The 22170-nt window shown below is 45.0% G+C and carries 25 protein-coding genes and 1 other annotated feature; of the genes, 6 read left to right on the forward strand and 19 right to left on the reverse strand.

Translation table 11 applies throughout. The features are described from left to right. The first annotated feature begins 103 nt into the window (after positions 1–103). A complete protein-coding gene (locus QVP35_RS05080) occupies positions 104–535 on the forward strand; it encodes a hypothetical protein (RefSeq protein ID WP_006568847.1) in 432 nt (143 codons plus the stop codon). A gap of 74 nt (positions 536–609) precedes the next feature. Here the strand turns inward: QVP35_RS05080 and QVP35_RS05085 are convergent, their stop codons facing one another. The 4 genes from QVP35_RS05085 to QVP35_RS05100 form a co-directional block, all read right to left on the reverse strand. After that, entirely contained in the window at positions 610–930 is a 321-nt protein-coding gene (locus QVP35_RS05085; protein WP_009288765.1) for a type II toxin-antitoxin system RelE/ParE family toxin, read from the reverse strand. Then, a complete protein-coding gene (locus QVP35_RS05090) occupies positions 927–1232 on the reverse strand; it encodes a type II toxin-antitoxin system RelB/DinJ family antitoxin (protein WP_009288766.1) in 306 nt (101 codons plus the stop codon). Before QVP35_RS05090 ends, QVP35_RS05085 begins: the two co-directional genes overlap by 4 nt. Positions 1233–1511: 279 nt before the next feature. Next, the gene (locus tag QVP35_RS05095) at positions 1512–1874 is read right to left on the reverse strand and encodes a hypothetical protein (protein WP_009288767.1); all 363 of its coding nucleotides are present in this window, start codon (positions 1872–1874) and stop codon (positions 1512–1514) included. Positions 1875–1924: 50 nt separating this feature from the next. Then, complete coding sequence (locus tag QVP35_RS05100) at positions 1925–2155, reverse strand: helix-turn-helix domain-containing protein (protein ID WP_009288768.1); 231 nt, start codon at positions 2153–2155, stop codon at positions 1925–1927. Positions 2156–2337: 182 nt separating this feature from the next. Between QVP35_RS05100 and QVP35_RS05105 the strand changes: the two genes are divergently transcribed. Next, positions 2338–2634, forward strand: coding sequence for a helix-turn-helix domain-containing protein (locus QVP35_RS05105; protein ID WP_006568843.1), 297 nt, complete (start codon positions 2338–2340; stop codon positions 2632–2634). Between the two features lie 33 nt (positions 2635–2667). Then, positions 2668–2917 (forward strand) — a binding site (T-box leader). A gap of 93 nt (positions 2918–3010) precedes the next feature. Further along, complete coding sequence (locus tag QVP35_RS05110) at positions 3011–4666, forward strand: 2-isopropylmalate synthase (RefSeq protein ID WP_022260860.1); 1656 nt, start codon at positions 3011–3013, stop codon at positions 4664–4666. Positions 4667–4736: 70 nt separating this feature from the next. Here QVP35_RS05110 and QVP35_RS05115 read toward each other — a convergent pair whose 3' ends face one another. After that, a complete protein-coding gene (locus QVP35_RS05115) occupies positions 4737–5378 on the reverse strand; it encodes a YigZ family protein (protein ID WP_009288771.1) in 642 nt (213 codons plus the stop codon). Further along, a complete protein-coding gene (locus tag QVP35_RS05120) occupies positions 5362–5658 on the reverse strand; it encodes a DUF6514 family protein (RefSeq protein WP_006568839.1) in 297 nt (98 codons plus the stop codon). Before QVP35_RS05120 ends, QVP35_RS05115 begins: the two co-directional genes overlap by 17 nt. A 133-nt stretch (positions 5659–5791) precedes the next feature. Between QVP35_RS05120 and QVP35_RS05125 the strand changes: the two genes are divergently transcribed. After that, positions 5792–8338: a transglycosylase domain-containing protein gene (locus QVP35_RS05125; protein WP_006568838.1), complete on the forward strand. Its 2547-nt coding sequence runs from the start codon at positions 5792–5794 to the stop codon at positions 8336–8338. 186 nt (positions 8339–8524) lie between these two features. Here QVP35_RS05125 and spoVAE read toward each other — a convergent pair whose 3' ends face one another. The 6 genes from spoVAE to QVP35_RS05155 all read right to left on the reverse strand — a co-directional run bounded on the left by spoVAE (position 8525) and on the right by QVP35_RS05155 (position 11838). Further along, positions 8525–8881, reverse strand: coding sequence for a stage V sporulation protein AE (spoVAE, locus tag QVP35_RS05130; protein WP_006568837.1), 357 nt, complete (start codon positions 8879–8881; stop codon positions 8525–8527). Then, positions 8882–9898, reverse strand: coding sequence for a stage V sporulation protein AD (gene spoVAD / locus QVP35_RS05135; protein WP_006568836.1), 1017 nt, complete (start codon positions 9896–9898; stop codon positions 8882–8884). Beyond that, entirely contained in the window at positions 9898–10359 is a 462-nt protein-coding gene (gene spoVAC, locus QVP35_RS05140; protein ID WP_009288774.1) for a stage V sporulation protein AC, read from the reverse strand. The genes spoVAD and spoVAC overlap by 1 nt, the downstream gene beginning before the upstream one ends. 325 nt (positions 10360–10684) lie before the next feature. Next, positions 10685–11095: a stage V sporulation protein AB gene (locus tag QVP35_RS05145; RefSeq protein WP_009288775.1), complete on the reverse strand. Its 411-nt coding sequence runs from the start codon at positions 11093–11095 to the stop codon at positions 10685–10687. Beyond that, the gene (locus tag QVP35_RS05150) at positions 11082–11705 is read right to left on the reverse strand and encodes a stage V sporulation protein AA (protein WP_009288776.1); all 624 of its coding nucleotides are present in this window, start codon (positions 11703–11705) and stop codon (positions 11082–11084) included. The genes QVP35_RS05145 and QVP35_RS05150 overlap by 14 nt, the downstream gene beginning before the upstream one ends. Further along, positions 11662–11838, reverse strand: a complete 177-nt coding sequence (locus tag QVP35_RS05155) for a hypothetical protein (protein ID WP_022260861.1) — start codon at positions 11836–11838, stop codon at positions 11662–11664. Before QVP35_RS05155 ends, QVP35_RS05150 begins: the two co-directional genes overlap by 44 nt. A 147-nt stretch (positions 11839–11985) precedes the next feature. Between QVP35_RS05155 and QVP35_RS05160 the strand changes: the two genes are divergently transcribed. Continuing rightward, positions 11986–12543, forward strand: coding sequence for a DUF4364 family protein (locus tag QVP35_RS05160; RefSeq protein ID WP_009288777.1), 558 nt, complete (start codon positions 11986–11988; stop codon positions 12541–12543). Positions 12544–12565: 22 nt separating this feature from the next. Here the strand turns inward: QVP35_RS05160 and yihA are convergent, their stop codons facing one another. From yihA to QVP35_RS05195, 7 genes are all read right to left on the reverse strand, one after another. Continuing rightward, positions 12566–13180, reverse strand: coding sequence for a ribosome biogenesis GTP-binding protein YihA/YsxC (gene yihA, locus QVP35_RS05165; RefSeq protein WP_009288778.1), 615 nt, complete (start codon positions 13178–13180; stop codon positions 12566–12568). Positions 13181–13190: 10 nt separating this feature from the next. Further along, positions 13191–14126 (reverse strand): calcium/sodium antiporter, encoded by a 936-nt coding sequence (locus QVP35_RS05170; protein ID WP_009288779.1) that lies wholly within the window; start codon positions 14124–14126, stop codon positions 13191–13193. 16 nt (positions 14127–14142) lie between these two features. Next, a complete protein-coding gene (locus QVP35_RS05175; protein ID WP_006568826.1) occupies positions 14143–14703 on the reverse strand; it encodes a manganese efflux pump MntP in 561 nt (186 codons plus the stop codon). 100 nt (positions 14704–14803) lie between these two features. Beyond that, positions 14804–15574, reverse strand: coding sequence for a polysaccharide deacetylase family protein (locus QVP35_RS05180; RefSeq protein WP_009288780.1), 771 nt, complete (start codon positions 15572–15574; stop codon positions 14804–14806). 135 nt (positions 15575–15709) lie between these two features. Beyond that, positions 15710–17830: a glutamine synthetase III family protein gene (locus QVP35_RS05185; RefSeq protein WP_009288781.1), complete on the reverse strand. Its 2121-nt coding sequence runs from the start codon at positions 17828–17830 to the stop codon at positions 15710–15712. A 203-nt stretch (positions 17831–18033) separates the two neighbouring features. Further along, on the reverse strand, positions 18034–19677 hold the full coding sequence (locus QVP35_RS05190; protein WP_006568822.1) for a hypothetical protein: 1644 nt from the start codon (positions 19675–19677) through the stop codon (positions 18034–18036). 85 nt (positions 19678–19762) lie between these two features. Further along, positions 19763–20545: a polysaccharide deacetylase family protein gene (locus QVP35_RS05195; protein ID WP_006568821.1), complete on the reverse strand. Its 783-nt coding sequence runs from the start codon at positions 20543–20545 to the stop codon at positions 19763–19765. 272 nt (positions 20546–20817) lie between these two features. On the opposite strand from QVP35_RS05195, the gene mgtE reads away from it, so the two are divergent. Next, positions 20818–22149: a magnesium transporter gene (gene mgtE / locus QVP35_RS05200; protein ID WP_009288782.1), complete on the forward strand. Its 1332-nt coding sequence runs from the start codon at positions 20818–20820 to the stop codon at positions 22147–22149. The last annotated feature ends 21 nt before the right edge of the window (positions 22150–22170 follow it).

Genomic DNA, 22170 nt, shown 5'->3' on the forward strand with positions numbered 1-22170 from the left:
CATGAAAACCGCCGCCCGCTCTACATGGAAAAATTTTTTCCGCACAGTTCTATTCTGCCTGTCCGGACCATATACTATAATAGAATCTTTTTAGGAGGACCCTATGTCAGCAAAAACGAAAATCGTCGTATTTAAGGCGAAAGAACTAATCTACACCGGCATCTTTGTCTTGCTTGGAATCTTGCTTATCCTGCTTTTGATTTTTATGTTTGCTCCGTCCAAGGAACATAAGAAAAGCACGGAGACTATGGAGTACATAGAAGGGGTATATTCCTCTCCTCTCACACTGGGAGAAAATGAGCTGGAAGTGGAAGTCACTGTTAAGGACAACAAAGTCAATCATGTTGCTTTAAAGCATTTAGATAAAAGTGTAAAAACCATGTACCCTCTGATTGAACCGGCCCTGGGTGAGATCAACAAACAGCTTCCAAAAGTAAAATCTGTGGATGACATCCAGTTTGATGATGAAAGTCAGTATACCAACACCATCTTAAAACAGTCCATCAAGAATGCCCTGAAGCAGGCACAGAAATAAAAATTTTTATTTTAGAAAAGAAAAAGACACAGCTGCCAGAGTCTCAAAAACTCTCTTGGCTGTGTCTTTTCAGTTTAAATCTGTTTTAACTGTTCTCTTATATCACGCCCACTGTACATAACACTGACAATGCGCACAATCTTTTCTTCCAAGTCTGGAATATATAGTACAACATAATTATCCACTGGAAGAACCGGCATACCACGACTGTGCCATGGCTCGTCTTCATAACGGCGATATCGTTCCGGTAACTCATCAAGAGAACGCATGGCGTCCCATAAGCGCTTGATTTGTTTTTCGGCAGTTTCAGGCGCGCATAAATCTATCGCAATATAAATAAAAATATTCCTTAAATCCCTGTCTGCCTTTTCGGATAATTCAACTTCAAATTTCATATCTTAAAATCGCTGCGCATTTCTGAAATCGCCTGTTCTATCGGTTTTGTGCGTCCTGCCTGTAAATCCGCATATCCTTTCTCAAGTTCTGCATTTAACTCTTCTTCTGAAAGAGTCCCCAGACAAACTGGCTTTTCATACGGAAGCCGAACTTCAAAAGGTAATCCTTTTTTCAAGACAATCTGCTTAAAAAACATATCTATCGCATTTGATGTCGGAATTCCAAGTGCAGATAAAATATTTTCTGCCTGTTCTTTTAACATAGGGTCAATTCTTGCATATACACTTGCTGATTTTGCCATAATAACAGCTCCTTTCATAGAAGTAGCGTTCCCTTTTCTATGTTCATCACACTACATTGTATTGATATAAGCAATACATTATTTCTAAGCGCCAATCATCTTTTTTAACAGTTCCAACATTCATTACCTGTTCAATGATACCGACACGCTCGTCTGACTCTGTCCAATACTGATTTTCTGCCGCATGAGCCGTTGTCGCCGACAGAGTAGTGATTACCGTAGCCAATGCGAGAAATCCCGTGCATAAAGCACTTCCCTAAAAAGAAACAACTCAGTCCGTCAGCCCTTTAAATATTGGCCCTTTTCCATCCAGTGTTCCACTCCCTCAACAAGGTCAAATACAATGATACCCTCTTCCCCCGCTTCTGACGCCTCATGAAGGTCCTCCCCGGAGCCCAGGCGGATCTCCCCGATCCGGACAGATGCCGCAAAAAGGCCGCTGCAGTCAAGCAGCTGAGCCTCTTGTCCGGCCACATGCTGTCCTTTTACAAAGGATACGGACATCACAAGCCGGCCGTTTTCTTTATAGATTCCCTCCACATAGGCCAGACTCCCTGCCTCTTCATGAAGCCGGCAGACTCTCTCTTTCCCTTCCTCATATTCTCTGGTTGTATGAACTTTAAATCTGTCCAGAAATCCCATCTCAGTCTCCTGTCTTTTTTAAGTTGATTATAATACAACCAGGAAAAAACTCAACGCCCGATTTGATTTATTTCAAGAAATTCTTCAAACTCTTCCATATTGCCTCCCAGCTCCTGAATCAGCGGGACGATAAATGCAAGCCCGGTCTTTCTCCCATGCAGAGCTTCTGAGATCCTCGGATAGGCGATCCCCATTCTCTCCGCAAGCTTCCTCTGTGTCAATTCCTGACGGATCATCTCAATCTTTACCCATTTTTCAAATTCCTTATACGACTTTATCATTAGCCTCTCCTTTCCCTCATCCGACTGTAAGAAACTTACATAAATTATATCTCTATACGTAGAGATAGTCAAGAAAATGGTACAATTTTCCACAGTATTTTCGTTACAACTTCGTTTACACTAAATTTCATCTATGCTACAATAAACGAGTAAATTTGTTACACGCCAGAGAGGGAAAATGCATGAAGTTTGCAGAAAATTTAAATGAATATCTGGACAGCCATGATATTTCCAATTATCGTATCTATAAAGACACAGGCCTGTCTGACAGTCTGATCGGATACTGGAGAAAAGGCCAGAAGCAGCCGACTCTGGAGAATCTGGTCATTCTATGTGATTATCTGAACGTTTCGATCGATTACCTTGTCGGCAACATCTCTGCCAGAGAAGAAAAACTGCTCCACTACTACCGCTGCCTGTCCCCGGAAAAGAAGGACGAAGCAGATACCTATATGAATAATTCTGCCATTGACACATAGAATGAAGTGTGGTAGATTATCATTATTAATAATCCAAATGCTTTGATGAGGAATAGTAGGATATAGAAGGCATTCAGAGAGCCGCTGGCTGGTGAAAAGCGGTTGCCCGGTATATGTGAACTCGCCTCTGAGCAGCGTGCTGAACAGCCAGTAGGCATCGCCGGTTCCAACCGTTATATTGGGAAGATATCAGTTGTTTCAACTCGTATCGGTAGTGAGTGCACGCGGTTATGGCGTGAATTAGAGTGGTACCACGGAGTGTCTATGACCCTTCGTCTCTATCCAGAAATGGACGGAGACGAAGGTTTTTTTTCGCCGTATTGCACGAGTGCAGTCTGTTTTTTATTCTCAATTAATGAAAGGAGATTTAATATCTATGAATTCAGAAAAATATAAACGCCAATACTTTATGCCTCCTGAAGAGTGTCTTGACTGGGCCAGAAAAGAGTACATAACAAAAGCTCCGGACTGGTGCAGCGTGGATCTTCGGGATGGAAACCAGGCGCTGATCATCCCGATGAGCCTGGATGAAAAAGTAGAGTTTTTCAAATACCTGGTAAAGGTGGGATTCAAGGAGATCGAGGTAGGATTCCCCGCCGCATCCGAGACAGAATACACGTTCCTGCGCACCCTGATCGAACAGGACCTGATTCCTGATGACGTCACAATCCAGGTGCTGACACAGGCAAGGGAGCATATTATCAAACGTACTTTTGAAGCTTTAAAAGGGGCGAAGCGTGCCATCGTTCATGTATATAATTCTACTTCTCTCGCCCAGAGGGAACAAGTTTTCAAAAAGTCCAAAGAAGAGATTTTAAAGATTGCCACGGACGGCGCCAAACTCCTGAAAAAGCTGGCAGACGAGACAGAAGGGAATTTCCAGTTCGAATACTCTCCGGAGAGTTTCACCGGAACCGAAGTGGAATATGCGCTGGAAGTGTGCAATGCGGTCCTGGACATCTGGAAGCCGTCTCCGGACTGGAAAGTCATCATCAATCTTCCGGTCACCGTTCAGCTCTCCATGCCGCACGTGTACGCAAGCCAGATCGAATATATGAGCAAACACATGAAATACCGTGACAGTGTCGTACTGTCCATTCACCCTCACAATGACCGCGGATGCGGTGTGGCAGATACGGAACTGGCCCTTCTGGCAGGAGCAGACCGGGTGGAGGGAACGCTGTTTGGAAATGGCGAGAGGACCGGAAATGTGGATATTGTAACTGTCGCTCTCAATATGTATTCTCACGGAGTGGACCCTAACCTTGACTTTTCCAACCTTCCGGAGCTCACAAAAAATTATGAGCGCCTGACCCGCATGAATGTCTATGAACGCCAGCCCTATTCCGGGAAACTGGTATTCGCGGCATTCTCAGGCTCTCATCAGGACGCCATCGCCAAAGGAATGCACTGGATCGACGACCGCCATCCGGATTACTGGTCTGTTCCTTATCTTCCGATCGACCCGAAAGATATCGGCAGGGAATATGAAAGCGATGTGATCCGAATCAACAGCCAGTCAGGAAAAGGCGGTATCGGCTATGTGCTGGAAGAAAACTTTGGTTTCCATATTCCGGGCAAGATGAGAGAGGATGTAGGCTATACGGTCAAAGACGTATCCGACAAGCAGCACAGGGAACTGGTTCCGAAAGATATTCTGGATGTATTTAAGACCGTGTATGTTAACATATCATCCCCGATCGCTTTAAAAGAATGTCACTTTATCCAGAAAGACGGAGGCATTGAGGCCGAAATCTCACTTGAAAAATCTGGTGTGGATAAACTTTACCACGGAAGGGGTAACGGACGTCTGGATGCGGTGAGCAACGCGCTTCAGCGTCACAGTGATCTGGATTACTCCATCGTAAGTTACCAGGAACACGCGCTCACTGTCGGATCGAATTCAAAGGCCTGCTCCTATGTAGCCATTCAAAAGCCAAACGGCACAGTGGTGTGGGGCGCAGGAATTCATGAGGATATCATCACAGCTTCCGTTCTGGCATTAATCAGCGCTGTAAACAGAATACAATAAATATTGAGCCGCGGGCAGACACCCGCGGCTCTTTTTCATCTCTGTTCATTGGCCACAATGATTGATTGTTTTAAAGTTTCTTTTTATCTGACACCGTATATTCGGTGCCCGCGTCCTGTATCTCTGCAGTACCGCCTGACAGGTCAATAATCTTCTTCTCAATCTGTCCGCATCTCGCTTCCGGTACCAAGTACTCCAAAGTTACTTTCTCTGTGTAATCCGTTTTTATGATAGGAATGTCTTCGGTCTCAAGAAAATACTGAATCTTTCCTACTGCAGAATAATCACAGCCTGTCCTGAATCTGCGCCCAAGACCCATGGTCACGATTCCTGCATCCTCCACTGCTTCCTGGGCAGCCTTCGTATATGCCCTCACGAGTCCCCCGGTGCCGAGCAGTGTACCTCCAAAATAACGGGTTACAACGATGACAATATTCAGAAGCTGACTGCCTGTGATTACTTCCAGAATCGGTTTTCCCGCCGTGCCGCTGGGCTCACCGTCGTCATTGGCTCTCTCAAGAGGTCTCTCAATGCCTGCACAAAATGCGCTGCAGTGATGCCTGGCGTCCCTGTATCTGCGCTTTTCATCCTCTATCACCGCCAGCGCCTCTTCCTCCGTGGAAACCGGCACCGCAATCCCGATGAATCTTGACTTTTTTTCTGTCACCAAAGACTGTCCTGTTTTCCGGATCGTTTCATAGTATTCCTTCAATTTTCTCCTCCAACTCCATCACCGCATCCAAACTCTCAAAAAAAGAAATCGGTGTCACTTCATATTTGATCAGCAGCCGAATGAAATGTTCTGCTTCCTGTCTGTTCAAAAAGGCCTCTCTTACCTCTTCTGTCTCAAGAACTTCCGGCTCTCCGGTCGTTCTCTCCAGTGCGGCGCCGTAGCTTCCTCTGGCAGAATCATTCAGCATATAATAGGATACTACAAATCCGCCCCCATTTCCATCTTTCAAATAATTCGTTCCTAATTTCTCCTTCTTCATCTTTTGTTCCTCCTCTTTTGTAAAAAATCTATAACTCTCCTCAAACGTGATTTCAATAAAATACCCTTCATGCGGGCGCGTTATTTACTTGTTATTTCTTATTTGTTATAATGCTAAACATAGGAGGTCTTACATGAACTTTAACAAGCAAAAATCAAAGCAAAAAAAGGATACCCTTTCTTCACCGAAATTACGGCGCAGTTCGCACCTTACGCTTTTTTTCTATAAATATGCACTGGTTGTCATCATCGCACTGATCGTCACGGCCGCCGGTCTGTCCATAGGTTTCATCCGCGGAATTTTAAACAACACCCCGGATGTCTCTCTGGATTCGATCCACTCCAAAGGTTTTATCACAATGATTTACGATAAAGACGGCAAGGTGACAAGAAAGCTCTCTACCAGTGATTCAAACCGTGTCTATGTATCGCTGGACAAGATCCCGGCAAATCTTCAAAATGCATTTATCTCCATAGAGGATGTGCGGTTTTATAACCACAATGGTATCGACATGCGGGGCATTGCCAGATCCTTCTTCCTGGGTCTCAAAGAAAAGTCTCTGGACCAGGGCGGGAGTACCATCACCCAGCAGCTTGTAAAAAATAATATCCTGGGAATACAGCCTGAAAAAACTACGATCGAACGCATAGAGCGCAAGATCAAAGAACAGTCCCTGGCTCTGGAATTAGAAAAAATCACTTCAAAACAAAAGATTCTGGAAGAATATTTAAATGCGATCAATCTGGGGGAAGGCACATTAGGAGTGCAGACTGCATCCCAAAAATACTTTAATAAAGATGTATCAGATTTGACTTTGTCAGAGTGCACCGTCCTGGCCGGCATCACAAAGAACCCAACAAGAATGAACCCGATCACACATCCTAACAATAATGCTGCCCGGAGGATGTCGATTCTGAAAATCATGCTGGAAGAACATTATATCACAAAAAGTGAATATTCGGAAGCAGTGAATGATAATGTTTATGAAAGAATTCAAAAGATCAATGCAAGGCAGCAGAAAAACTATACCGCCAACTCTTATTTCGATGATGCACTGATCCTTCAGGTGGTTCATGATCTGAAAGATAAACTTGGATATGATGAGACAAAAGCCTACAATGCCATTTACAGCGGAGGTTTGAAAATATATTCCACACAGGACTCCAAGATCCAGAAGATCGCAGATAAAGTGACCAATGACCCGAAGAACTATCCGGCGGGTACGAAAGTGGCTCTGTCTTATTCGCTGACAGGCACAGACAAAAACGGTAAGGAAGTCAGTTATTCGGAAAACGATGTGCTGAGTTATATGAAAAAGCATAAAATCGGTACCAGCCTCATATTCGCAGACAAATCATCTGCCGAAAATATGGCCCGCAAATTCTCCAAATCCTTAAAAAAGAATGGGGTCAGTGTGATCAACGAGCAAGTTTCTACAGTGATCCAGCCACAGATTTCCATGACCATCATAGACCAGCGCACCGGACAGGTGGAAGCCCTTGTAGGCGGCCGCGGAGTCAAATCCGAAAATCTGTCTTTAAACCGCGCTACCGGTACAACAAGACAGCCCGGATCAACCTTCAAAGTACTATCCACATTTCTTCCGGCGCTGGATATGAAAAATATGACATTGGCTACCGTTTACGATGATGCTCCGTATGAATATCTCGATACGGGGCGCCCGGTCCGCAATTATTACAGAGGCTACCGCGGTTTTTCTACCATCAGGGAGGCAATCACGAATTCTATGAATATTGTGTCTGCCAAAACCATGGCTGATGTAACACCGGAAGTCGCCTACGAGTATTTACAGAAGCTTGGCTTTACCACCTTAGTCGATAATAAAACTACGGCAGACGGCAAAACCTTTTCCGATGTCAATCAGTCCATGGCTCTGGGCGGCCTGACTTACGGAGTGACCAACCTGGAACTCACAGGCGCTTTTTCTGCAGTGGCCAACGGCGGCACATACCATCGGCCTTCTTTATACACGAAAGTTGTGGATCAGACTGGAAAAGTGCTCTTAAACTCGTCTTCTTCCGGCACTCTCGTTATGAAGGAATCGACTGCTTTCCTTCTCACCGATGCCATGAAGGATGTGGTCAAAAAGGGAACCGGTAAACCCGCTGCACTTTCTTCAGGGATGCCTGCAGCAGGAAAAACCGGTACTACGACCAGCGATTACGACTACTGGTTTTCCGGATATACCCCATATCACACCGCCTCTGTTTGGATGGGATATGACAGGAACACATCATTTTCTTCCGGCAGCCAGCACGAAAAAATCTGGAAACTTGTCATGGACCAGATTGTAAAAGAGAAAAACGAACCGGTGAAAGATTTTTCAAAACCAAACAATATTGTCAAAGCCCGGATCTGCACAAAGTCAGGAAAGCTGGCCGTCAAAGGCATATGTGATCATGATCCCAGAGGCAGCATGATAAAGACAGAGTACTTTGCCCTGGGAACCAAGCCAACCAAGCCCTGTGATATCCATGTGGCCGTAGATATATGCAAAGAATCCGGATATCCTGCCAACAACGCCTGCCCGGAAAATCAGCTGCTGCGGAAAATCTACATTACACGGCCAAAGGGCAGCAGGGGCATCACAGACGACACGCAATATCAGATCCCTGATCTGTACGTAAAATATATGTGCGGCCTGCATATTCCGGAATAATTAAGTTACAGAATTAATTCCTGATTTCCCTGCGCATCTGTGTACAACCCGCAGAACTTTCCTATGAAACAAAGATAAGAGCGTTTCTGACAGCAGAATCTGCAGTCAGGAACGCTCTTTTATATATATAAAAAGCAATACCGCCGCGATGACGGCATCACTTAGTATCAAATACCTGCCATACGGCTATTTTTTTATCTTTGGCTGGAAGATCAGGGATGCCAGATAGGAGAAGATCAGAGCTGCAGATGTTCCCACAGCTGCAGCGGTAAATCCGCCTTCAAACAGTCCGAGGAATCCATGCTGGTCGATGGCTTCTTTCATTCCTTTCCACAGAGTAAACCCAAATCCTGAGAGAGGTACGGTTGCACCGCATCCTGCAAAATCGGCTATTTTTTCATAAATCCCGAGTGCTCCGAGCACTGCTCCTGAAACAACCAGTATGACCATGATCCGTCCCGGCTGGAGTTTGGTGTTGTCCATTAAAATTTGTACAAGAATACAGATAATTCCCCCGACAATAAATGCTTTTACATATTCCATCTATACTTCCTCTCTTTCCAACAAAACTCCGTGCGCAATCCCCGGCACAGTCTCACCTTCATTGAAGCTCGTCTTTGAAAGCAAAGCTCCCGTAGGTACAAACAGGACTCTGTTCCATCCGCCGCTTATCATTTTTCTTGTGATCATTGAGGACAGGACTACAGCGCTGCATGCACATCCTGATCCCCCTGCGTGGGTATCCTGAGTCTCATCCTGATAGACTTCGATGCCGCAGTCTCCGTGTACTTTTGAGATATCATATCCATTGTCCTTCAGAAGTTTTATGAGAATTTCTTTTCCCACCTCTCCCAGATCTCCGGTGTAGATCGCATCATAGTCATCCGGCGTCATTGCAAAATCATTAAAGTGCTGATAAATGACTTCTGCAGCCGCAGGCGCCATGCAGGCTCCCATGTTCATGGAATCTTTCACGCCGTAATCTACGATTTTACCAGTTGTGATTCCCCGGACTTTGATCGGGCTTTTTTCTTTGGAGATTACGAATCCCCCGGCTCCGGTCACGGTCCATGTGGAGGACAGAGGTCTCTGGCTGCCGTATTCCAGCGGGAAACGGAACTGCTTTTCTGCACTTCCTATATGACTGGAGGCAAGGGCCAATGCATAGTCTGCATATCCCGCCGCTACTGTCATAGACGCAAGAGATATGGATTCTCCTGCGGTAGAACATGCTCCGTACAGGCCAAAGAGAGGGATCTCCAGGTCCTTGATCCCGAAAGATGTGGCCATGATCTGCTCCAGGAGATCTCCGGCAAATGCATAGCGCACCTGATTCTTTGTGATCTCTGCTTTTTGTATCGCAAGCAGGGCTGCCTGCCGCATGAATCTTCCCTCTGCCAGTTCCCATGTCTCCTGACCGAACAGAGGATCGTCGATGATCTGGTCAAATGCCTGTCCGAGCGGTCCTTCCCCTTCTTTTTCTCCGACTACAGAGGACCAGCCTTTGAGATAAGGCGGATGTTCGAATTCCAGACTCTGCTTTCCCTTCATAACTTTCATCACATAACCCCCAATCGGACTAATATCATATAAATAATTCCCAAAAGAAAGGAGGATAAGATTCCGTACAGAATGACCGGACCTGCGATTGTAAAGATTTTAACTCCGATCCCGAACACCTGTCCCTCTTTTTGATACTCGATAGCTGGAGAAGCTACAGAATTTGCAAACCCGGTGATCGGAACCAGTCCTCCCGCTCCTCCGAATTTTGTAATCTTTGAATACAGGTTAAATCCTGTGAGGAGAACGCTTAATAGTACAAGAGTTACTGTGACAGCCAGGAGGGCATCTTTCTCTCCCAGATGCAGCCAGTGCATCACTGTCTGTTTGATCCCTTCTCCGATGGTACAGATTGCTCCTCCCACAAAAAACGCACGGACACAGTTCATAAGACAGCTGCTTGCCGGCGTTACCTGTTCTACATATTCGTTATATTGATCTTTTGTCGGTTCATTGTGCATGACAGAATAAGCTCCTTTCGTTTGTGTAAGTAATTATGTCTCAAGTAATAAGTTTATACGGATGAGCTTTTTTGCTCATCCGTTTCTGCGTTTTTGCTCATCCGTTTCTGCGGCAGCCGCCGCAGAAAACCCTGGTTAAAATTTATATTCCGGCAGTATTCGTCCAATCTGCGCCATACGATGTATGGCTTCCGGAAATTTAATCTTCTTCCCCTCAAAAAGCTTCCGCCTTTTTTTGGAAAGAATCTGAAATTTCCGCCATGCTTCGCATGGAGATTGTTCTCTCGTCTGAATTATTTTTATCTGAACTTTCTGCGGCTCGTTGCTATCGCAAAAATTGCATCCAGCAGCCTGCTATTTTGCCTAGGGCTATGGAATAGATGACGAATGGTATTCCGTCTCTCAGTTTCATTCTTCTTGAGAAGACCGGCAGGCTTTTGAGCATTTCGGCCAGCGCTCCGATCAGGCATCCTGTGAAGATTCCTCCGAACAGTCCATATAAGATCAGCAGTGGATATCCCAGCGGAACGTGCCACCGGTAGATAAATACTGCTGTTCCCAGGACTCCGCCAAGGGTAATGCAGGTTTCATACAGCATGGCGTGAGATATTGTTTTGGAAAGACCTGCAAGCCTCGGAACAACTCCAATCATACTTAAGAATGCCAGGAAGCTTCCCGCGATGAGTGCTCCTGCGGATAAGCCGTATACTACAAGTAGTAAGTTACGAAGAAACATCCTGCTCCTCCTTTTTCCGTCCGGCGTCAATCATCAGTGTATCATTTACATCCCGCTCGTAAAGCCGCATCTGGACTTCAAACGGGGTCGGATCATCGGTAAGCTTGATTTTCCCCGCATGATTAAAGAAGATTACGATTCCTATGGCAAGTCCCGCTGTATAGGCCAGATGAAGTATCGTGGGCCCTTTTGGCGGCGTTCCCATGACCAGCTGATATACGGTCGCAAACAAATCGTCAATGGCCACATCCGTATTATAGCTCATGATTGAGAAACTGGCTCCAAAAAAGGCGACCAGGCATACACCAGCAATCTTTAAGTAGTGAGCCCACTTCTTCTCCTGTGTCACTTCTTTTAAATAGACGATAAAATCTTCGGGACCCATATTGACCACTTCTGCAGTTTTGTCAATTTCTTTGATCACTTCCACTGCTTTTAAGATGGAAATAATCTCCCGTTCGTTTCCCCGCTTTTTAAAATGAAAAAGCTTTGCTTCCTTCACCTTTTGTTCCATGTCTTTGTCGGTACAGTAAATGGATGCCACATCTTTTATCTTTACATCCGGATTATGAATACATACACTGTCTTCCGCTTTGATATATACGGTCATGATGTTCCATCCTTTCCAAAACTAACGTCCCATCTTTTCTCTGCTCCTGATTCGTGTCACAGAAAAGAATCACGGATAAGACTGCAAGGAGAATGATCAATGCGATCACCATCCACTGTTTTCTTTGCTTCATAAATATCACCTCTTCATTCTTATGAGATAAATTAGTTGTAGTATCTGTCTTTTTTTCAATTTCATTCATGGATTCTGTTCTTGCAGGAAAGGTATCCAGATGGTATCATTTAAGAAGTGCATGTTTCATAAGGAAAGGAAGGATTGTATGGAAGAAAACGGTCTGACTTTATATAAATTAATGATTTTATTTTTAATAAAAAAAGTGGATTTTCCGCTGAGCAACTCACAGATCTCGGAGTTTATTCTGGACAAAGGGTATACGACCTATTTTAAACTCCAGCAGGCTTTTCACGAACTGGAAGACGAAGACATGCTGCGGACAGAACTGGTAAGAAACGCAAGCCATTATTTTCTGACAGAAGAGGGGAAAGAAGCGATTGATATGTTTGAATACCAGCTCTCCGAGCCTATACGAAATGACATTCTAACATTTTTGGCGACCAAAGAATACCAGCTGAGAGAGGAAACCAATCTGGAAGCCGACTATTTCCCTGCAAAACGCGATGAATATACCGTAAGGCTCAGGATCAAAGAAAAAGACAGCATGCTGCTGGAAGTCAACTTAAACGTAGTATCCAGAGAGCAGGCCATCTATATCTGCGATCACTGGAAGTCTAATCACTCGGATATTTATGCTTATCTGATCAACCGCCTGCTTTTTCAGGACCAGAGCCAGGAGGCAGAAAAAAAGACCGATTCTTAAACAGAACCGGTCCTTTTTATATTCATTCATCTGAAACATGATGTTCCTGTTCCGGAAGAAGCACTTGTTCAATAAAGTCCCATATTTCATCTCTTCCCTGCTTTGAGAGCGAAGAAAACGGAAAGACCGGCGTCTCCTTATTGAGCCTGAGTTCCTGACGGATCTCCTTTACATGCTTAGGAAGCTGGCTCCGTTTGAGCTTGTCGCTCTTTGTAGCAATAATGACCGGATGATAGCCGTTATGTACGATCCAGTCATACATCATCACATCATTCTTTGACGGCTTGTGTCTGATATCGATGAGAAGGAACACCAGCTTCAGCTGCTTTGACGTGTGAAGGTACCGTTCAATCATCGCACCCCACTGCTCTTTTACCGACTCCGTGACCTTTGCATATCCATATCCGGGCAGATCTACATAGTACAGTTCTTCGTTGATATTATAATAATTAATGGTCTGAGTTTTCCCCGGCTGAGCGGAAACCCTTGCATATGACTTCCGGTTCATCAGTGCGTTGATGAGGGAGGACTTGCCCACATTGGACTTGCCTGCAAATGCTACTTCCGGAAACTCATTGTCCGGAAGTTTGCTGGTGATCCCACAGACCGTTTCCAGATTAACTGATTTAATGATCATGGTATTCTCCTTATCTTATGAGTAATTGTGCCAGATAAACTGCAAATAATACAAGCATCACAAACCCGCTGCCTCTGGCAAGCTTCCGGTCTTTTGAAGACAGAATCCACAAAACCGCCGCTGATAAAATCGCAGCCAGTGCATCCGGAATAAAGCTTGTATCAAACGGAACCGGATGAATGACCGCCACGGTCCCTACGACAAACAAGATATTAAAGATATTGCTTCCCACAATATTTCCCACTGCAATGTCTGCTTTTCCTTTAAATGCCGCTGTAACTGAGGTGACCAGCTCCGGCAGAGAAGTGCCGAATGCCACAACTGTCAGGCCAATGATCCGGTCAGAGACATTCAGGGCCTTGGCTATCGAAGTCGCCGCATCTACTGTCACATCGCTTCCCAGTACGATGGCAATCAGCCCGCCGATCGTAAAAACAAGCATTTTGAGCAGGGACGCATTCACTTGTTCTATCTCTTCTTCAATGCCTTCTTTTTTTGTCAGCCTAAACAGATATACAAAAAAACCGATAAACAGCACCCATAGTATCACTCCGTCCAGGCGTGAAAGACTGCCTCCGGCGATTCCCATAGCTGTGAGGACTACAGTGATAACAATTACAAAGGGCATTTCCACCTTTACGGTTCCTTCTTTGATGGCAACTGCACTGACCACTGCGGTAAGCCCGAGAATCAGCAGAATATTCATGATATTGCTTCCAAGAATGTTTCCGACGGTGATTCCAACATTTCCTTTAAACGCTGCCGAAATACTCACTGCCGCCTCAGGAGCGCTGGTCCCGCAGGCGACGATCGTAAGCCCGATCACGATCTGCGGAATTCCAAACTTTGCAGCAATCATAGATGCCCCTTCTACAAAATAATCCGCGCCCTTCATCAGCAGAATAAAGCCTGCCGCTAGAAAGGCTATGTGTGGCAATAAATTCATAAGTGTTCCTCTTTTCTCAAAAAAATAAATGCTGTATTAAAATTTTACATCCGAGGATGATTAAAATCAACCCTCCCATAATCTCTGCTTTTTCTTTCAGTTTGTCCCCAAATCTGCTTCCGATGGCAACTCCTGCCAGTGATATGGCAAAGGTAACACTCCCTATGACCGTTACAGCTTCTAAAAGATTGACGCTCAAAAATGAAAACGTGACTCCTACCGCCAGTGCATCGATGCTGGTCGCGACCGCCAAAATAAAAAGCTCCCGGAAAGAAAATCCGCAGTCCTGTGTTTCCTCTTCATCATCGGATATCCCTTCTTTTACCATATTGAAGCCGATCATCACCAGCAGGAAAAATGCGATCCAATGATCAATCTGCATGATCTTTCCCGCAAACTGCTTGCCTGCCAGGTATCCTGCCACTGGCATCAGAGCCTGGAATCCCCCGAAAAACAAAGCGATCCAAAACATTTCATTTTTCCGGATCTTTCCCATATTGAGACCTTTTCCTATAGACACAGCAAACGCATCCATGGAAAGGCCCACACCTATCATCACTACTTCAATTATGTTCATTTTTTAACCCCATTATGTACATTATCGCGTCAGATGGACCAGAGGCCCGACGCCTCCGGTCCATTTTCCGCACTTGATACTCATTCTAAATTACCTGCATTTATTTGTCAACGGACACATGGTGTATCTGCTGCGTATATTTTGTAATCGGCAGTATCTGATAGCCCTCTTTTTTCAAAGTCTTAATCAGAGAGTCCAGACTTTTTACCGTGTTTTCTGCCTCCGCCAGGTCATGCATCAGTACAATGCTGACCTTTTGTTTTTTTACATCTGTTAATATATTCTGGTTCAGCCTTTCAGGACTCAGGTTAAAATTCACTGCATCTCCGCTTAGCGCGTTCCAGTCAAAGTATAAAAGACCTTCTTTGTTGATATACTGAATATAAGGTTTGATATCTCCGGCACAGGAATTGCTGCTTCCGCCAGGAAATCGGTATATGACAGGCTTTACGTCTGTTATCTCATACAACATCTCCTGCAGCTCCTTGATGTCCTTCCCGAAGGCTTCTACGGAAGAATAAATCTGGTCATAGTTATGGCTGTAAGAGTGCATTGCCAGGGTATGTCCTTCAAGTACGATCCTTTGATACTGCTTCCTGGCCTTCTCCGTTTTCTTTCCCACTACGAAGAACGTTGCTTTCACCTTGTTTTTTTTCAAAATATCCAGGATCTCATCGGTATTATCAGACGGCCCGTCATCAAAGGTCAGATATACCTTTTTATTTGTAATCTTGCTGCCGGCCATCAGTCCGCCTTCTCCTTCTTTCTGGCTGGCTATAAAAAGTCCGTCAGAATGATCCGCCGCATACCGCAGGATGAAACCGATAAAAAATAATGCGCACACAACTGCAAAATAGGTTTTTCGTTTCATAAACTTGCTCCCTCGCTTTCAAATATAGGATGTGAGGAAGCAAGAAAACTATGCTGGCATTTTATAGATAATTTTATATAACAAAAAATCCTGCGGGCGGTTCCATACCGTCTGCAGGATTTTTAATTTCAATACTTATACTTCAAAGATCAGATCTCCGTAGCTCGGCATCGGCCAGTCTTCTTTGGCCACAAGCATTTCAAGCTTATCTGCCGGTTCACGGACAGCATTCATACATCCGAACACTGTGTCGTGGTAGAAACGTGCCTGTTCGTTCATGTCTTCGATAGACTGTGCCTTGTCAGTCTCACTCTCCAGAATGCCGATTGCCGTATATAATTTCTTCAGATTCTCTGTGATATCACCGAGCAGGGATTCCTGTACACTCGTATCCATTCCTGTTGCCTTTAAAACAGCGACGGAATCGGCCAGTGTCTTCTGATATTTCATTACCGCAGGAACAATCTGTTTTTTAGCAATATCCAGCGTTGCCAATGCCTCGATATTGATCGTCTGTGCGTACTGCTCAAACAAGATCTCCGCCCGGGACTCAAGCTCTGCCTCTGTGAAAACACCAAACTTCTCAAACATCTTGACAGATTTTTCTGTAATCAGCGCAGGGATTGCCTCCACCATTGATTTGATATTCGGAAGGCCCCTTCTCTCTGCTTCCTTCACCCATGCATCAGAGTATCCGTCTCCGTTAAATATGACTCTCTGGTGATCCGTGAGCATTCTCTTGGTCAGCTCGTGAGCTTCCATCATCACATCCTGAAGATCTCCCTCTACCTTTTCCAATTCATCACAGACCTCTGAGAGTGCATCTGCAACGATCGTATTCAGCACTACATTCGGGTCAGAGATGGACTGAGTAGAGCCAACCATGCGGAATTCAAATTTGTTTCCGGTAAATGCAAACGGTGATGTCCTGTTGCGGTCAGTGGCATCTTTTTCAAAATCCGGCAGAGTATGTACGCCTGATGCCAGCTTATCCCCGTGTTTGGATCTGGTAGCTTCTCCTCTTGTGACCAGCTGTTTTACAACGTCCTCAAGCTGCTCTCCCAGGAAGATAGAAATGATGGCAGGAGGTGCCTCATTGGCTCCCAGACGGTGGTCGTTTCCTGGTGTGGATGCGGCCATGCGAAGCAGATCTGCATGCTCATCGACAGCCTTGATAATAGCTGACAGAATCAAAAGGAACTGCTGATTGTCATGCGGGGTATCCCCCGGTTCCAAAAGATTCTTTCCTGTGTTTGTCACGATGGACCAGTTGTTATGTTTACCGGAACCGTTGATTCCCTGGAACGGCTTTTCGTGGAGAAGGCATTTTAATCCCTGGCGTTCTGCCACACGGCGCATCGTTTCCATCAGCAGCTGATTGTGGTCCGTCGCTATATTATTGCTTGCATAGATTGGTGCCAGTTCATGCTGGGCGGGAGCTACTTCATTGTGCTGAGTCTTTGCTGTAATGCCCAGTTTCCAGCTCTCCTCGTTGAGCTCTTTCATAAACTTTCCGATCCTCTCGCGGATAATTCCGAAATAGTGATCATCCATCTCCTGCCCTTTTGGAGGCATTGCACCGAATAATGTCCGCCCTGTAAAGATCAGGTCTTTTCTCTGTAGATATTTTTCTTTGTCTACAAGGAAGTATTCCTGTTCCGGTCCCACAGAGGTATTGACATTTTTTACATTCTTCTTTCCAAGCAGGTGTAAAAGCCTGGTGGCCTGAATATCCAGCGCCTGCATAGATCTCAATAAAGGAGTCTTTTTGTCCAGAGCTTCTCCGGTGTAGGAACAAAATGCCGTAGGGATACAGAGAATTGTAGAATCCGGTGTCTCTTTAATAAAAGCAGGTGAAGTACAGTCCCACGCAGTGTATCCTCTGGCTTCAAAGGTTGCCCTCAGTCCTCCTGACGGGAAGGAAGAAGCATCCGGCTCACCCTTGATCAGTTCTTTCCCGGAGAATTCCAGGAGCACTTTTCCGTTTTCCGTCGGGGTGATAAAAGCATCGTGCTTCTCTGCCGTCACACCGGTCATCGGCTGGAACCAGTGGGTGAAGTGGGTTGCACCTTTTTCAAGAGCCCATTCCTTCATCTCATTGGCAACCACGTCTGCGATGGCAGGGTTTAACTCTGTTCCCTCTTCGATCGTCTTCTTAAGGTCTTTGTAAACTGCCTTCGGAAGCCTCTCCCGCATAACACTGTCGTTAAACACGTTACATCCGAACATTTCTGAAACACTTCTTTTTTCGCTCATAAGATATTTCTTCCTTTCCTGTTTTGGACTTCAAATTATAAGAATTTAACCCGCCGGAAACCTGTGACAGATTAAAAAAATAGACGCCAAACAATCCTCGAATCGTTTGACGCCTTTGTCATTACTTCGCTAGGTATAAGATACAATGATTCTTTCGAAAAATCAAGTACTTTTTTGTATTTTGTCAAATACAAAGCCGCCAGCTATTGTGTTATCTGATAAATGCCGCTCTCGTCTTCTTCGTAGGAAATCTTAATCTTGTCTCCGGCATTCCATTTGATCGCACCTTCATTTTTTGAAAATTCTTCCTTATAGACATTGCCTTCCCTGTCGGTGATATACACATAAGTATTACCTTCAATCGGTATAAAATCAACCTTTTTGATCGTGATCTCCTTCGTCTTCACAGACTCTGCCGCGGCGGCTTCTTTGGCAGAGATAATTCCCTGCTCCTTCAAAAGTCTCTTATATTCCTTCTGGACACCATTTTGAGTGGTAGAAGTCGCCACAATGTTATACTTTCTTACATTGACCATAGCAAACATCTTCACAAGTCCGCCTTTATCCTTCAGAATCATGACATACGTCGGCTCTCCGTTTACATTGATCAGAGCCGGAAATGCCGCAGAATACCTGAGGTTCTGCACCTGTCCCTCGGCCGCTTTCATGGCAGACTGCTCATTGGCTCCGGAAACCGTGTAGTATTTGGATTCGGAAGTTCTCATATTCATAAGAACAAATGCGATATTAGACTGATCTCCATTAACGGATGTGACACCGGTATAAGCCCAGATGTCCCCGTCGATGGCCCTGTATCCATAGTCGTCAGTTGCTATCTTACAGCCCTTCTTGCCGAACACACTGTTAATATAGCCGTTGGAGAGAAGTCCTTTCCAATTATACTTTTGGAGGAGCAGCCTGCCGTCGTATACATGATCCACCCATCTCGGAATATCTTTTGCGTCATAGTAAGTGCTCTTCCCGGTGACGGGATCGCTGATCACGGCACCTTTGACATCCTTAGCCCCGAAGAGCCCCGCGTTTGCCTTCAGCACCGGACAGATATAATAGGGATTTCCTTTATTGTCGATCTCAAAATAGTATCCCTGAAAAATTGCTGTGGGATACTGGAATCTCAGATGTCTCTGAAGGTTCCTGGAAAAGTATGCGGATGTAGAATACTGCATCGGCTTTTTGAGCTTTACATACTTTGCCTCATTGCTGATGGGATCTACCTGTACATAGCCCGGAATCCCTGCTTTGCGGTTTGTCATATACCGGATGAAACTGGCATAATTAAGAGGTGCCACTTTCATCGGCTGCCCGTTATAATCAATCTGGGTATAGTCGTCACTGACCTCATACTGGCTCACCACATCGGACAGAGAGCCAATGGCGCGGTCGCCGATAATCCTTGCCCCTTCTGTGTCCATCAGGGCGATATCTGTGATCTTTTCTGTCTCCTTCATGTCAGTCTCAAATTTCTTATTTTCTACTTTCAGCCTGCCTGCATATTTTTTGGAAGATATGAGCTGGCTTGAAAGAATCATCCCTCCAAGAAAAACGACAATGACAAGGACCAGCAGAGCAGAAAACAACGAAAACAGCTTTGTCTTCTGGCCCATCCCCCTCAATGCGGCCCACGCCGTCAGCACTCCTAAAACTGCGATCAGCACCATCCATATGCCGGTCTCCTGAAAATTAACTGCAGGCAGCGCCACATAATAGTACAGTCCTACTAAAATCAGTGCAGTGAGGATTCCCATTGCTGCCGTTTTCTTTTTCATCTTACCGACTTTAAAGTTTTTGACCCGGTTCAGATCATTCATATCAAACCGAAATACCATCTAAGTCACCTTCTAATCTTGTATTTCACAGTGTCCCTGCGATACCTAGATGTTATCATATTTCACATGAAATTGGTATAAAAATTTATTTTCTGCGCTGTTTGCCCTCCGGATCTATGTAAAAGTTTTTAGTCAGGATCATTCTGGAGACCGGCACAAAAGTATATCCCTCGGACTTTAACCGTTTTATGATTACCGGAAGAGCCTGTTTCGTGTATACAGTTCCTGTGTGCATCAGGATGATTGCACCGTTTTCCATCTTTTTGTTATCACAGACACGTTCAATGATGTCCTGCTTGGAAATGTCTTTCCAGTCCAGGCTGTCAACGGACCACTGAATGACTTCATAATTTAGCTGTCTGGCCGTTTTTACCACATTTTCATCATAGTCTCCGTAGGGAGGCCGGAAAAGTTCCATCTGCTCTCCTGTCACGGCCTGGACTTTGCTGTGAGCCCCCAGAATCTCTTTTTTCTGCTCATCAGAAGACAATCTGGTCATATATTTGTGGTTATCCCCATGGTTGCCAATGTCATGGCCTGCTTTGGCAATCTTCTTTACATCCGCCGGAAACCGCTGTACCCAGTCGCCGGAAAAAAAGAAGGTTGCTTTCACATTTTCTTTTTTTAAGATTTTGAGAACCTGGTTGATGTCCTCATTTCCCCACGCTGTGTCAAAGGTGAGGCTGATTTCCTTCTTCTTTGTATCCACACAGTAAATCGGAAGTTCCTTATTCTCTGCAGGATTTAAGATCCTCACATTTTGATTCCAGACAGAAAGGGCCGCATTGCCCCCGCCAAGCAATGACAGCCCTAAAACAACGATGCAGATAAAACCCGTGATCAGATTTTTCTTATTCACTCTGTCCATCCCCTGTTCAACTTCTATGTACTATTTATATGGAATAGGAGATTGTCTCATTCTGATTTCCTTGACATGACCTTTTCTTAAAGGTATTCTGATAAGAGCGGTGAAACCTGTAAACTGTAAAAAAGAAAGGATGTGAGAGTATGGAATCACCCCGAAGTCAATACGGCATGAATGAAAATTCCAAACCTCCCGCGTACTTTTTCTTAAATACAGGGAGAGGGTTTTTGTTCATGTTTTAATCTTCAGAATTTCATATAAAAGGAGAAAGAAACATGAGAGAAGAAAATATCAGAGCTCTGCTCATGAGGCGGGAATATCCTGCCTTAAAAGTTGTGCTTAATTCTATGAACAACGTAGATTTAGCATCATTATTAGAAAATTTTACAGAAAAAGAATATACGATCCTGTTCCGTCTGATCCAAAAGGAGAAGGCGGCAGAAGTATTCACGGAGATGTCATCTCCCATGCAGGAAACTTTGATCAATGCGTTTACCCGCTCTGAGATCAAAGAACTGTTTGATGATATGTACATGGATGATACGGTGGATATCATCGAAGAAATGCCTGCTAATGTAGTAGAACAGATTTTGGACGTGACTGACAGAGAAACACGGCAGATCATCAACCGTCTCTTAAAATATCCGGAAGACAGTGCGGGAAGCATCATGACAGTGGAATATGTGGACCTGAAAAAAAACATGACTGTCGAACAGGCACTGAAAAAGATTAAACGGGTTGGCATTGACCAGGAGACCATTTATACATGCTACGTGATCGAACAGAAACGGCTTCTTGGGATCGTGACGGCCAAGAGCCTTTTGCTTAATGAAAGCAATGTTCTCATAAAGGACATTATGGAGACAAATCTAATCTACGTGAATACCCATGAGGACAAAGAAAATGTCAGCAAACTGTTCCATAAATACGGCCTTCTGGCAATCCCTGTGGTAGACTTTGAACACTGCATGGTAGGCATCGTGACTTTCGATGATGCCATGGAAGTCTGGCAGGATGAGGTGGAAGAGGACATGTCCATCATGGCGGCTATGCAGCCCAATGAGGAATCCTATTTCGGCACATCTGTCATCAGCCATGCTAAACACAGAATCTTATGGCTGCTTTTCCTCATGCTGTCCGCAACCATTACCGGAGCCATTATCACGAAATATGAGAATGCTTTTCAGACTCTTCCCCTGCTCGTATCCTTCATTCCAATGCTGATGGACACCGGAGGAAACTGTGGTTCCCAGAGTTCAACCCTGATCATCCGCGGAATTGCCGTCGATGAGATCCGGTTCCATGATCTTTTTAAAGTTGTATTTAAGGAATTCCGGGTGGCTGTTTTAGTTGGCTTTGTTCTGGCTGCAGTCAATGGACTGCGTATCATGCTCATATACCACAGCCTCAGAATGGCCGTGCTGATCGGGCTTTCCCTCATAGCCACGATCATCCTTGCCAAAATCGTAGGCTGCTGCCTGCCTCTTCTGGCAAAAAAGATCGGACTGGACCCGGCCATCATGGCGGCTCCCCTGATCACCACGCTGGTGGACACCTGCTCCATCCTGATCTATTTTAATATTGCAACCCATCTGTTTTCTCTCTGAACACAGAAACACAAACGGCTG

The sequence above is a fragment of the Anaerostipes sp. CAG:276 genome, assembly GCF_000432215.1.
GTDB lineage: Bacteria > Bacillota > Clostridia > Lachnospirales > Lachnospiraceae > Anaerostipes > Anaerostipes caccae.